Here is a 14,113-nt window from a genome sequence, read left to right as displayed (position 1 = left end):
ATGGGAGCTTCACCTGGCGGAGAAGGGGCGGCTGACCCGGCTCGGCGCGGAGGATCGGCTGACGGAAGAGACCGACATTTGGGCGAGACGCGATTCGCATTCGCCTTGGGCATTTCAACTCATGCTGATCGACGTCGCGGACGGCTGGTGGACGTATCGGAGGGAACGGTCCATTCGCAGGCCGGCGGCCGAACTGTTTTTGCGAACGGAAGGCGGAATTCCTTACCTTAGGCCAGAGATTCAGCTGCTGTACAAAGGAGGGAGCGTCGCTGTGCGCGACAAGGATCAGAGGGATCTAGACACGATGCTCCCGAGCCTGAATGAGGGGGGAGCGCGACTGGCTGCTAGAAGCGGTGCGGGCTCGATTCCCCCAGGGACACGGATGGCTGGAGCGGTTGGAAAAAAAGTCAGCGGCCGGAGGACGCGAAAAGCCGGCGGCGAGCGAGCGTCGCAAAGGGGCGAAGGAGCCAGGGACCGCGGAATCGGCAGGCGTCACGGCCCGGCCCTATCTGAGGCTGATCCAGCGCGCCGGCGAGGCGGACGGCGTCTCGTTCGAGACGATCACGCCGGACCTGACTTACCGCGCGCGAAGGGGCGAGGCGAGCTTCCTGATGACGGACGCAGAGCTCGGCCTTAATCCAAGCTCCGCGTCGGCGCTCGCGCTGAGCAAGTCCGCCGCCTCTGACGCGCTGCGGGCGGACGGCGTGCCCTGCGTCGAGCATGTCTTCCTGCCGCATCCGGGCTATCGGTTCGGCCGCGGCGGCGACGCGTACTTGCGCGCCGAAGCCACGTTCGCGGGGTTCGGCGGCGACGCGGTCGTGAAGCCCGACGACGGCGCGCAGGGCCGGCACGTTTACCGCGTCCGCAGCCCGGAAGAGCTGCGGGAGGCGCTTCGCGCCGTTTTTGCGCTCGAACGGCATGCGGCGATCTCGCCTTATCGGGAGGCGGAGCTCGAATACAGGATCGTCGTGCTGGCCGGGGAAGCGCGCGTCTGGGTGGGCAAGCGGCGGAGCGGGTCCTGGAAGCACAACCTCGCGGAAGGCGCGCGATCCGTAGAGGTACCGATTGCGGTGCGAGAGCGGCTGTCTCCGCTTGCCGTGCGGGGCGCGGCGGCGCTGGACATGGTCTTCTGCTCCGTCGATATCCTTGATACCGCGCAGCACGGTCCGCTCGTTATCGAGATCAACCATAAGGTCATGCTCGGCGACCATTACAAGCAGCATCCGGAGAGGGAAGCGGAGCTGTCGGCGCTATACAGGGACGCGATCGCTTTGCGGTTCGAGCGTCGGTGATCGGGACGTTTAGGATCGAAAAAGGCCGTCTGCTTCCGATGAAGCCATCGGAGCAGGCGGCCTTTGCGCGTCTGGATAGGACGATTTATTGGAAGCTCCTGTTCATGCCGCCCATCGGCGAGAGGTGCTGCTGTTGCTGCGGGAACGAATTGAACCCGCCGAATTGCGAGTGGATCGGCTGCGATTGAATCGCTTGCTGCGACATTTGCATGTTGACCGTTTGCTCCAGCTGGCGACAAATTTGCCCGACTTGCTGCAACTGCTGGATCGCCGTTTGGTGTCCGTGCAGCGCTTGCTGGATCATCTGGGCGGACTTGTGCTCGCGTTGAGCCAGCTCCTCGAGGCGCGAAGCGTTTTGCTGCTCCTGCTGCTGCAGTTGCTGATACATCTGGCTTGCTTGTTGCGTTTGATTCACCAGCTGCTGGATCAGGTGCTCGCATTGGTTGATTTGGCTGGATAGGTTGAAGTTATTCATGTGGCAATTCCTCCCGGACTTGTTGTGGTGAGCCGTGGATTAGCATGGCTTCGGCATTTCCGAATTATGCATAACCCTCTGCATTCCTTCTCTTACAAAAAATGTTTCTCTATGAGGCTAACAATCCAACTATTTTTTACCGAAAAATGATCTCCTCTTTACATTCCGTGTCTAGTTGCGCAGCGCTTCCAACGCGTAAGGTTACCTAATGAATGGCGATTTTTTCATTGGGAGGAATGGAAGTGAAAAGAAATCCCGCGCGGACAAGCCGTCTTCTGGCGGCTGTCTTGCTGTGGACTTCGGTTTTTTCCGGAGGCTATTACCTGGTGCAAGCGGCAGGAAACGACGACTCGACGGGAGCTCCGGAGGCCGTGACAACGGCCGCTTCGGAGACGGGCGCGAATCTGATTGGAGCGACGCAGGCCGTAGGGGGGGGCCAAGGTCTGCTTGGCGAGTATTTTGCCGGCACGGGCAGCTTCGACTTCGGCGACTACAAGGGTACGACGATCGATTCGCAGATCAACTTTACGAATCTCGATCCTGTGCTGCAGAATTTGACGGGCAAGCAAGACAACGCCAACGCGCGTTGGACAGGTCAGCTCGCAGTGCCGCAGACGGGCGATTATACGTTTTACATGATCGGCGACAACGGCTTCAGATTGTGGATCGACGACCAGCCGGTCATCGATCACTGGGTGAACGACTGGGACAAGGAGCAGACGAGCGTGCCGATCTCTCTCCAGGGCGGTACGAAGCACAAGATCAAGATCGAGTACTTCGAAGACTTCGGAGGCTCGAACCTTTACCTCAGGTGGTCCACGCCCACCTTGGCCAAGGAGATCGTGCCGGCCTCGGCGTTTTATCTGCCCGAAGATTATGCGGGACCGGTGTCGGGCTTCATCCCCGCGGACGGCATGAGCGTCACGATGGCTACATATTCGGAACTAAACGCGCCGCCGGCCGGACTGAAGGATCATCTGACCGTGACAGCCGACGATCAGCCGATTCAGCTCCTCGCCGCGGGAGCCGGAACGACGCCATCGTCCCTGACGCTCAGCCTGGGAACGGTCGTGAAACCCGGTCAGCGGCTGAACGTCTCCTATGACGGCCAAGCGGGACTGCAGCTGTCGGACGGCACGCCGGTAGCGGCCTTCCGCTTCACGCCGTCCAACAACTCGGAGGCGGCGAACTTCGAGCCGATCGCCATCGCGATGTCGCTGTACGGCAGCGCCAAGACGAACCGCTCGTTCGCCTGGTACACCCCGTACGACAAGCCGAATGCGGCGCCGGCCAACATTTTGGACAGCATCGTCGAAGTCGTCCCTGCAGGCAAATCATTCGACTCGCAGGACGCGAAGCGCTACGTAGGCAAGCCCGAAGAAACGCGGGTGTTGACGAACCTCAAGATTACGGGCTCCACGACAGGATCCTTTATTAGCCACAAGGTGCTTGTCGACGGTCTGACGCCCGGCACGGCGTATCAGTATCGGGTAGGCAACGACGGGCACTGGAGCGAGGTCGGCAGCTTTACGACGGAGGGGAACGACGACCACAATTACGAGTTCCTCTACATGACCGATTCTCAAGGGGCCAACACCAACGATTACGAAGTGTGGGCTCGAACGCTGGGCAACGCGATGGACGATTATCCGAACGCGAAGTTCATGGTCATGACCGGCGACCAGGTCGATGCGGGCGCGCTCGAGTCGCAGTGGCTGGATTACTTCGGCAAGCCGCAGAAGCTGCTGATGAACCTGCCGCTAATGGCCGCGGTCGGCAACCACGAAGGGCCTTATAACGACAATTACTACTACCATCTCAACTATCCGAACAATTCGATCGAGAAGCCGCTGCCGCCGGGCAGCGTATACGCGTTCGACTACGGCGACGCGCATATCATGGTGCTGAATACGATGGACATGGCTTGGGACGACAATCAAAAGGAATCGTTCAGACAGCAAATCGAGTGGCTGAAAAGAGAAGTCGCGCAGACGGACAAGAAGTGGAAGGTCGTCGCGTTCCATAAGGCGATCTATTCGCTCGGCAACCATGCGGAGGACGACGATATTAAGGCGCTGCGCACGATGCTCTACCCGGCATTCGACGAGCTGGGCATCGACGTCGTGCTGCAGGGTCACGACCATACGTTCATGCGGTCCTTTCAAATGTATGACAACAAGCCGGTCGCCAGCGTTCAGAAGGACGCTAACGGCAACCCGCTGAACCCGGACGGCACGCTGTATATGATCAACAACTCGGCCGGGACGAAGTATTACGACCTCAAAAACGGCGTGGATCGCTATTATGCCGCCGTCTTCGAGCAGCCGTACAAGCCGATCTACTCGGGTATTCGGATGACGCAGGACAGCTTCACGATCGATTCCTACAAATCGGGCGAAGACAAGCCGTTCGATACGTACACGATCGTCCGCAAGGACAGCAAGCCTGCCGCGGTAGAGCGACTTGAGGCTATCCCTGCGGAAACCGGCAAAACGAAGCTTTCCTGGCGCATGCCTGCTTCCAGCGCGGACGACGCGATCCGCGGTTTCCGGATCTATGAAGCGACTGGCAAGCTCGGCGTCAATTGGAGCGTATATGTGCCGGTGGCCGCCGGCCAGACCGACTACAGCTATACGGTGGAAGGGACGAGCGCGTCCAAGGGCTACAAGTTCGCGGTGCGCGCGGTGGACAAGCGCGACAATTCGGATGCGGCTTTCGCGAGCACGGTGGGTCTCGCGCCTGCGGCTCCGACCGCGCCGAAGGTCGACGACGGACGCAATACGTTCGGCTGGAAAAACGTGCCGGACTACGACAAGATTTCAGACTATGAATTCAGCGTCGACGGCGGCGTCTCCTGGCAGCGGGCCACATCCAATCCGCAGCCGGTCGGCGACCGGGATTATACGGCCGGCCAAGTACAGGTTCGCGTTGCAGCCGATGAAACGGTTGGCACCGCAGCAGGCGAAGCGCTGCTCTCTGATACGCCGTTTACGGTGAACGGCAAGCTCGATACGTTTCAGATCGCAGGCGAGCTGAAGCGCGGGGACAAGCTCCAGGCGAACGTTACGGTGGAGCGGCTGGAAGCGTACGACGGCGATGCCTATGTCGTGTTCCAACTGCTCAAGGGAGACACGCCGCAATTGATCAACGCCGTGCCGCTCAAGAAGGACAAGCTCAGCATCGCGCAATACTTCGACGTGAGCGGCGCGCAGTACAGCGTGAAGGTGCTCGTGCTGGATCAGTTCGATAACAACCTGAGCCTGCCCGAGCAGTTGGCGAGAGCGAAGGTGCTCCAGTGACGGAGAGAAAGAGAGGAATGAACGCGGTGAAGAAATATGTGGCGGCCATCATGTTATGGATACTCGCGCTATCGCCGGCAGCCGGCTACGCAGCCGCGCCCTTCGAGCTTGCCGTAAGCGCGAAGGAGGTGCTGCGCGGCGGCACGATCACGCTGTCCGGCACGGGCACAGGCAGCGGCTCGCAGGTCGCGGTGAAGATCGTGAGCCCGGCCAAGACGACCTTCTACGTCGACGTGCTCACGGCAGTGAACGGGAGCTATGCCAAGACGCTGACGATTCCGTCGGATCCGGATCTGGCCCCATACGGCACTTACACGGTAATCGCTGGCTACGGCTCGGACTCGGCGCAAAAAACGTTCGCGGTCGTCGAGAAGCTCGGCGGCGGCAACGAGAATCCAGGCAACGAGAATCCTGGCAACAACAACCCGGGCACTACGCCTGCCAACGGCTCGGCCATTCCTTCGGGAGCCGGCAAGGCATCCGGTTCCGTCGCGCAGCCGGAGCTCACGCTAGACGGCCGTTATATCGTCGGCGCCGATACGATGAACGCCGCCATCAAGCAGTCTGGCGGCGCCGTCACGATCGAGCTACCTGCGGCCGCCCTCAAGAGCGGCACGCCGTTAGAGCTGCCCGCTGCCTCGTTCAAGTCGCTAAACGACAATAACCGGGAGCTGGTCCTGTCCGCAGGCGATGTCGCGATCCGACTGCCGGCCGGAGCGATCTCCGCTTCCGGAGACGCGCAATCCAAGGTGCGGCTGACGCTGAATACCTCGTTGACGGACGATATGCAAGGCCGGCTCGATCGCTTGATCCGGTCCGATGCGTCCTTCAAGTCCACGGGCGTCATCCTTTCGGTAGACATCCAGCTCTTGTCCGGCAGCGCGAGCTCGGACATCCACGACTTGGGCAAGCCGGCCATGGTGACAATCAAGTTGACGCCCGAGCAGGCAGCGGCGATCTCTCGGCAAACGGCAGGCGTCTATTACTTGAACGGCGAACAGGCCGAGTATGTGGGCGGTACGGTCAGCGACGGCGTCTTTACCTTTAAGCCGAAGCATTTCTCGACGTATGCCGTGCTTCAGTACGACAAGCGCTTCGTCGATCTGGCGTCGCATTGGTCCGAGACGGCCGTTCGTTCGTTGGCGGCCAAGCATATCGTCACCGGCGTGGACGCGTCGCATTACGAGCCGTCGCGGAGCATCACCCGCGCGGAGTTCGCCACGATCCTGATGCGCGCGGTCGATTGGAAGGGCGAAGCGCCTACGACGGCCGAAGGTTCGGCCCAGCCGTTTAAAGACGTCGCGGCAAGCCAGTATTATGCCGAACCGGTCGCCATGGCATCCGCGCTGGGCATTCTGTCCGGCTACGACGGCGCTTTCCGGCCCAATGACAAGATTACCCGCGAGGAAGCGGCGGTGGCGCTGGTGCGCGCGGCCAAGTACTTCAGCCTGAGCGGCGGAGAAGGTATCGGCGCAGGCAAATCTTCATTTGCCGACCAAGCCGACATCTCCGCCTGGGCAACCGTAGCCGTCGAGCAAGCGTCGACGCAAGGCCTGATGCAAGGCGACGGGAAGCAGTTCAACCCCAAGAGCCCCGTGGTGCGCGCCGAAGCCGCCGCGATGATCGACCGGCTGCTGCCGGTCGCCACGAACTAATCCAAGTGCGGGAGGATTCGAACCCCATGTTAAAAAAGGTGGATTGCGGCCGCGATGGCTGCGCTGGTGCTGTACGGCGTCTTGTCGTCGGCGGCGCCGGGCGCGGCGCAGGCGGAAGAGACCGCTGCCGACACATATACGAAAACCTGGAACGTCGCCCTGAATTCGACGGCCACGGCTTCCGGCAAGTGCAACGCCAACGAATCGGCGTCCGCTGCCGTCGACGGCAAGCTCACGACCAAATGGTGCGACAATACCAAGGTTAAAAAAGAAATGGCTGAAGCTCGATCTGGGCAAAACCTACAATATCAACCAGTGGGTCGTTAAAAACGCGGCCATCGGCGAATCTGCGAACAGTCCGTTTTGGAATACGAAAGACTACCGCCTTCAACGCAGCGACGACGGCACGGCCTGGGAAGATATCGACGTCGTGCGGAACAACGCGCAGACGCTCGTCGACCGCCAGGTGCCGACGTTTTCCGCGCGGTACGTCCGCGTCTATATCGATCAGGCCGCTTACGACAACAATACGGCGCGCCTCTACGAGGTCGAGATCTATGGCGTCGAAGCGGACCAGATTCCCGCGGTTCCGGCCGCCGATCTGCTGCCCGTCGATTACGTCGATCCGTTCATCAACACGCTCGGCGACAACGGGCAGACCAATCCGGGGCCGACGATGCCGTTCGGCCTGGCTTCCGTCGGTCCCGACGGCGACGGCGGCGCCTTCAGCGGCTACTACTATCAGGACCGCTTCCTGAAGGGCTTCTCCCAGCTTCGCTTCAGCGGCGTAGGCTGCAGCGGCGCCGGAGGCAACATCCTGATGATGCCCGAGACGCGCTCTTTTACGAAGAATAGCAGCGAATACAAGCAGCCATACGACAAACGCAGCGAATCTGCTTCTCCCGGCTATTACGGCGTGACGCTGTCGAGCGGCATCAAGGTCGATCTGACCGCCTCGGACAACGTCGGCTTTCACCGCTATACGTTCCCGGGGACGGATACCGGCTCGGTGCTGGTCGATCTGTCTAACTCTTATGCAGGCATGGTGGACGCCAACCTGAAGGTAGAAGGCGCGAACGAAATCAGCGGCATGATCCAGTCCAAAAACGTTTGCGAACACGGCTATTATACGATCTATTACTCGATCCAATTCGATCACGACTTCGACTCGTATTCGTCCTGGCAGGGCGATTCGGTCGGCGCCGTGGCGACCCGTACCGGCTCCAAGAGCGGCGTATGGTTGAACTTTAACACGAAAAACAACGCCGTCGTCCAGGCGAAGGTCGGTCTGTCGACGATCAGCGTCGAGCAGGCGAAGTACGAGCGTTCGCACGACATCCCGGACTGGGACTTCGAGGCGCAGCATCAGCGCACGCGAAGCGCCTGGAGCGACGTTTTGAGCAAGGTCGAGATCAAGGACGACGACGAGGAAAACAAGCGGGTGTTCTACACCCAGCTTTACCATTCCTTCCTTCATCCGAAAAACGTAACGAGTTCTAGCGGCACGTTCCGCGCGGGCAGGGACGAGAACACGATCCGCCAGGCCGCCGAGCTGGGCGAAGACTTCGAGTATTACAACGGCTGGTCGACCTGGGACGACTTCCGCAAGTATGCGTTGTATTCGGTGCTCGATCCGAAGCGGTACGAGAACATGGTGAAGTCGATGGTAGACTTGTACAATACCAGAGGCTCATATGTGCAGTGGGGAGACGGCTACTGGCCGAGCCCGACCGTGCGCAACGAGTTCAACGGCGCGGTCATTCTGGACGCCTACGCGAAGGGCTTCGCCGACTTCGACGCGTACAAGGCGCTTCAGGGCATGGCGGTCGACACGGACAACTATACGGTGAGCAACGGCGAGATTTCCGGCAAGCTGGAAAAGGCGTACAGCGCCTACTTCCCGATGAAGCTCGCCGCGATGCTCGGAGACAGGACGACCTACGAGAAGTACAAGGCGATCGCTTTGTCTTACAAATCGCTGTGGAACGCCAATCAGGAGGACGAAAAAGGCGACAAGCGCGGCTTTTTCACCCCGAACGCCCAGACGGTCGCGAGAGGCGACGTCACGGCGGTGGACAAGTACGCTTACCAAGGGAACCTGTGGACGTATCGTTGGTTCGTGCCGCAGGACGTCGGCGGGCTGGCCGAACTGATGGGCGGCAAGCAGGCGATGGCGCAGGATCTGCAGCATTTCTTCGCGATCGACGAATACATGGCGATCAACGAGCCGGATTTGCAGGTTCCATATCTGTTTAACTACCTGGGGCACCCTTACCTGACCCAGTATTACGCGCGGGAATTCACGACGGAAGCCGTCACGCAAAAGTATCACAACCATGGTCCGTATGCGTATCCGATTCAGTCGCGCGTCTACCGCGACGATCCGGAAGGCTACCTGCCATCGATGGACGACGATGCGGGCGGCATGTCCTCCTGGTTCGTCTACAGCGCGATGGGTCTTTACCCGGCCAATCCGGGCGATCCGTATTTCCTGATCGGCTCGCCGATCTTTGACGAGTTGACGCTGCACCTCGACGGCGGCAAGACGTTCACGATCAAGGCGAACAACGTTTCGAGCGAAAACCGCTTCATTCAATCGGCGAAGCTGAACGGCGCCGACTTCAATCAGGCCTGGATCAACTACGACGACATCATGGCCGGCGGCACGATCTCGTTCGAGATGGGCGCGACGCCTAATACGAGCTGGGGCGCTGCCGCAAGCGCAGCTCCGCCGATGGCCGACTATGGCGCGACCGTAGACAATGCGCTGGCTCGCCGGACGCTCGTTCCCGCGGGAGCGGAGTGGAAGTATCTGGACAAGGGTCAGGCGGCAGCAAGCGGCTGGACGGGACTCTCGTTCGACGATAGCGGCTGGGCCGCCGGTGCGGCGCCGCTCGGCTACGACAGCAAAAACTATGCGAAAACGAAGACGAGCTACGGCCCGGATGCCAACAACAAGTATCCGACCACGTATTTCCGCAAGACGTTCGAGGTGGCGGATCCCAAGGCCCCGATCCAGCTGAACGCCAGTCTGATCCGCGACGACGGCGCGATCGTGTACCTGAACGGGCGCGAGATCATTCGCACGAACATGCCGTCGGGGGCCGTTAGCTACGGCACGTATGCTAATGCGACCGTCGGCGACGAGCGCAATACGAACGTGTATTCGATCGATCCTTCTTACCTGGTCGCAGGCCAAAACGTGCTTGCCGCAGAGGTTCACCAGGTGAATGCGACCAGCTCGGACATTGCCTTCGATCTCGGGCTGGAGGCCGTCGTTCCGATGGTCAAACCGTCGGCGCCGACCGCGCCGGTTCAGGACGATACGGCCAATACGTTCGGCTGGACGTACGTTTCCGGCTTTGAACAGGCCAAGGATTATGAGTTCAGCGTGAACGGCGGACAGAGCTGGAAGCCGGCGACCGCCAATCCGCAGACCGTCGGACCGCTCGCCTTCCGTGCCGGTCAGGTGCAGGTGAGGATCAAGGCCGACGATACGAGGGGTGTGACCTCGGGGGCGGCATTGCTCTCCGATGCGGCTTATACGTCGGATATTCAGTGGAACGTATATGATCTGCAGGCTGACGTCGGGCGTGAAGGCAATATGGACGTCCGCGTCACGGGTACGCTGAAGGGCGATTATGAGGGATCTGCATACGCGGTCATCCAATTGATGGACGGCAACGACCAGGCCTGGGTGAGCAGCGCCATGCCGGTCGAGGCCGGCGGGTTCGAGGTATCGCAGATTTTTAACGTAAACGCCAAAAAGTTCAAGGTAAACGTATACCTGGTCGACGCGTTTGACGGCGACATCTACGATTCCTTATGGCTCGCCGAGCCGGTCGTATCGGAGCCGGAGCAGAAGCCCGCGCCGGGCGAAGTTCCGCCCGAGCAGCCGGAGCCGCTGCCCGATCCGCTGCCGATTCCCGTCAAGCCGCCGCTGCCGCCGCTCGATCCGATTCAGCCGGACGAGCCGCCGGCGACGGAGCCCGGTCTCGTGCAGTTCGAGAGCCGCAGCGAGTGGAGCGCGGCCGTGAATACGTTTAACAACCGGCCTTTGCAGACGGAAGACGGCAACGGCGGCACGGTCGTCGCCAATACGTTCGACGGCGCATGGCTCGCGTATACGGATGTCGATCTGGGTACCGAAGGCGCCAACCACGTTACGGTCGAATACGCGGCTCCAGCCGCGAAGGTCCCGACCGACGCCAGGCTGGAGGTTCGCCTCGGCAGCGTGGACGGCGAATTGCTTGGCACCGTCGCTCTTCCGAGCACGGGCAGCGCGTGGACGTCGTACAAGACGGCGGACGCGCAGTTTGCGAAGACCGTGGCCGGCAAGCAGACGCTGTATATCGTGATGCATGGCAGCACAACGAGCGGATTGCCATACATCGGCAACTTCGACCGGATGACGCTCTCCAACTGGAAGCTTCGCAGCGACTACGCCAAGCTGGAGCTGGAGAAGTACGATGAATGGTCGAACGACTTGAATCCCGGCAACAGCCGACCGCTAAATGTCGAGGACTTCAATGGCAGGAAGCAGGTTGCAAATACCTACAACGGCGCTTGGCTGGCCTATAAGCATCTGGACTTTGGCGATACAGGCGTGAATAAGTTTAGTATCGAGTATTCGGGCAATAGCGGAAGAGTACCTGCAAATGCAGCTGTAGAAGTACGGTTGGGCGCTGTGGACGGTCCGCTGCTTGGCAAGGTGGCAACGCCGCCAAATGCGAGCGCATGGGGAACGTACAGTACGGTTTCGGTCTCCCTGTCGCAGACACTCAAGGGAGTCCAGGACATCTATCTCGTGCTTACCGCCTCGACGGATTCGACCTATCCGTACGTCGGCAACTTCGACAACGCGGCATTTACGTTCGAGACGCCGCAGCAGCCGGTGCGGACCGACTATGCCAAGCTGGAGCTGGAGAGCTACGACGCCTGGTCGACCGCGTTGAATCCGTACAACAATTCGCCGCTTGGCACCGAGAGAGGCAATAGCGGCATGCAGATTAAAAATACGTTTAACGGCGCGTGGCTGGCATTTAAGCGCATGGACTTCGGCATTGCCGGCGTCGACCAAGTCGCGATCGAGTATAGCGGCAATACCGCCAGCTGTCCGGCGGATGCGGCGGTCGAAGTGAGGCTTGGAGCTCCGGACGGCGAGGTGGTCGGCAAAGTTCTGACGCCGCCGACAGCCGCCGGATGGACAACATACAAGACGGCAACGGCTAACCTGACGAAGAAGCTGTCCGGCGTAAAGGATGTGTATTTCGTACTCACGGGCACGTCGACCTCCACCTACAAGTATATCGGCAACTTCGACAACGCGGCCTTCGCGCTCAGTGAACCGGACCTCAACGTCGAGTTCGAGAGCCGCAGCGAGTGGTCGCCGGACAAGAACACATTTAATAACGATCCATTGAAGACAGAGACCAATAACGGCTTGACAAACGTCGGCAACACCTTCACTGGCGCGTGGCTGACCTACAAGGATCTCGAATTCGGCACGCTCGGCAAAAATTACGTCGACATCGTCTATGACGCGCCGACGAACCGGGTGCCCGCCGACGTCGTCGCAGAGATTCGGCTGAACGACAAGAACGGCGAGCTCGTCGGCACGGTCAGCCTGCCGAATACGGGGGGCGGGTGGGGCTCGTACAAGACCGCCGGCGCCGCGCTGAACCGGACGCTGACCGGGAAGCAGACGCTCTGCGTCGTATTCAAGGGCAGCACGACATCCAGCTTGCTGTATATCGGCAATCTGGACATGATGATTTATTCGAGGAAGGGCTAAGTAAGGTTAGACGCCGCGGCATTGCCTTCGGGTATGCCGCGGCGTTTTTGTGTATTTATCTGAATTGTAATACTTCCGCCATGTATCTATTTGTCCCGTGTTGATAAGCTGATTTCAGCTTAGATAAGGGGGCAACGGAAATGTCGGTCAATTCCTACTTAAGTTCATTAAGCAGTCTGCTTGTCATTAATGACGAGGAGCGTAACAAAATTACAACTTCAATCTCCACCCTGTCAAAGAGATTGCAAACTTACTTTGGAAGCAGTATTTCCGCACATTTCGTGTTTGGCTCCTATACAAGAGGAACGATTTTGCCCAGGAAGGCTGACGAGGAGTCGGACATTGATATAATGGTCGTTTTCAATGACAGTGTTCGAACTGGTTCCAGCTATTAAGAAATGGTGGGAAACTTTATGCATTCCATCCCGGAATAATCCACTTGGTGAGTGGATAGAGACAGATCCGAATCAATTTAACGCCCGATTGACCCGAGTAAATCAGCAAAATGGGAATTTAATTAAACCACTCATTCGTCTGGTTAAGCGTTGGAATGTAGTAAACGGATATCCTTATCCCTCCTACCTTCTGGAAAAGCAATTAAGTGAACGACATTATTTTTTTGACACAAGTATTAAGGACTATCTGGTTACTGCTATTACTAGTCTTAGCTATAGTTGGATGGATCCACAATCAAAAAAAAGATAAAGTGGACCGAGCTAAACGAATCATCGGGAACGTGGTTTCCTATGCAAATGCAGGTCGCGGAGATCTAGCTGAATCCGAAATCAAAAAAGCTTATTCCAGATTTCCATTAGGAGGTGAGAGTCTGATGAGCCAAACCCGCGTCGATTCGTTAAGTAAGTACTACAAACAAGCGCAGTCTTCTAATTTGGCCGGATTGATTTTTTTCTGGATTTCAGTCGCAAGTTCGTTTGTCGTTCTCTTCTTGCAGGATGGTACAGTTAGAGATACGACTAATATTCTTTTTTGTTGTAGCTACCTTCCTGTATGCTTTCTTTTCAAATTTGACGAGCCTCTATTTTTTAAGAAAAGCCGAGACAAAGCGTGCTACCCATCTGATTTCCAATTCGTTAAATGTCAGTTTAGATGAAGAAGAAACCAACTTGTATTATAACAACCGCCAAGTACCGTCTATTGTTCGTTTGGGATTAAACGTATTTGAAAATAGTCTGCACTCCAAGGGAACAGCTTCAATAATGGTCAAACGCAACTTGTCCGTTATTTTAGTCTATTTGGTGATTTGGTTATTCATGTTGCTTAACCGTGAATCTTCGCTTGATTTGCTAGCCTTGCTGTCCCAAACCTTGCTTACTACTACGATTATTACAAATTTCATAAAGCTTGTTGTGCTAATGTTTGGGTTCGAGCGTTCATTCCAAGACTGTCGAAATTTATTTTTGACCGGCATTCAAGAAACACCAGAGTTTTACGCTCGAATATTGCAAATTTTTACGTATTACGAGTCTCTTAAAGCAAGCATGGGTATTACGCTTTCCTCCCGTATATTTGATAAATATGTAAATCCGACATCAACCATTAAGTGGGAACAGATCAAACACAATCTTCAGATCGAATGA

Annotated in this window: 8 protein-coding genes; 7 read left to right on the top strand and 1 reads right to left on the bottom strand. The window is 58.1% G+C overall.

Annotation, left to right across the window (positions count from 1 at the left end):
- Positions 1-395: 395 nt before the first annotated feature.
- Positions 396-1,292, top strand: coding sequence for an ATP-grasp domain-containing protein (locus OMP38_RS15220; RefSeq protein WP_277565892.1), 897 nt, complete (start codon positions 396-398; stop codon positions 1,290-1,292).
- Between the two features lie 85 nt (positions 1,293-1,377).
- Here OMP38_RS15220 and OMP38_RS15215 read toward each other — a convergent pair whose 3' ends face one another.
- On the bottom strand, positions 1,378-1,767 hold the full coding sequence (locus tag OMP38_RS15215) for a hypothetical protein (protein ID WP_277565891.1): 390 nt from the start codon (positions 1,765-1,767) through the stop codon (positions 1,378-1,380).
- 242 nt (positions 1,768-2,009) lie between these two features.
- On the opposite strand from OMP38_RS15215, the gene OMP38_RS15210 reads away from it, so the two are divergent.
- From OMP38_RS15210 to OMP38_RS15190, 6 genes are all read left to right on the top strand, one after another.
- A complete protein-coding gene (locus OMP38_RS15210) occupies positions 2,010-5,066 on the top strand; it encodes a PA14 domain-containing protein (RefSeq protein WP_277565890.1) in 3,057 nt (1,018 codons plus the stop codon).
- On the top strand, positions 5,063-6,721 hold the full coding sequence (locus OMP38_RS15205) for an S-layer homology domain-containing protein (protein WP_277565889.1): 1,659 nt from the start codon (positions 5,063-5,065) through the stop codon (positions 6,719-6,721). The genes OMP38_RS15210 and OMP38_RS15205 overlap by 4 nt, the downstream gene beginning before the upstream one ends.
- Positions 6,722-6,775: 54 nt before the next feature.
- Positions 6,776-7,048, top strand: a complete 273-nt coding sequence (locus OMP38_RS15200) for a hypothetical protein (protein WP_277565888.1) — start codon at positions 6,776-6,778, stop codon at positions 7,046-7,048.
- A complete protein-coding gene (locus OMP38_RS15195) occupies positions 6,936-12,515 on the top strand; it encodes a GH92 family glycosyl hydrolase (protein WP_338130572.1) in 5,580 nt (1,859 codons plus the stop codon). The genes OMP38_RS15200 and OMP38_RS15195 overlap by 113 nt, the downstream gene beginning before the upstream one ends.
- 140 nt (positions 12,516-12,655) lie before the next feature.
- Entirely contained in the window at positions 12,656-12,910 is a 255-nt protein-coding gene (locus OMP38_RS35875) for an SMODS domain-containing nucleotidyltransferase (protein ID WP_420869656.1), read from the top strand.
- Positions 12,911-13,468: 558 nt separating this feature from the next.
- On the top strand, positions 13,469-14,113 hold the full coding sequence (locus tag OMP38_RS15190) for a hypothetical protein (RefSeq protein ID WP_277565887.1): 645 nt from the start codon (positions 13,469-13,471) through the stop codon (positions 14,111-14,113).

This window comes from Cohnella ginsengisoli, from assembly GCF_029525555.1.
Taxonomy (GTDB): domain Bacteria; phylum Bacillota; class Bacilli; order Paenibacillales; family Paenibacillaceae; genus Cohnella; species Cohnella ginsengisoli.
The sequence above is the reverse complement of the archived record's forward strand: the minus strand, read 5'-3'. Positions and strand labels throughout refer to the sequence as shown.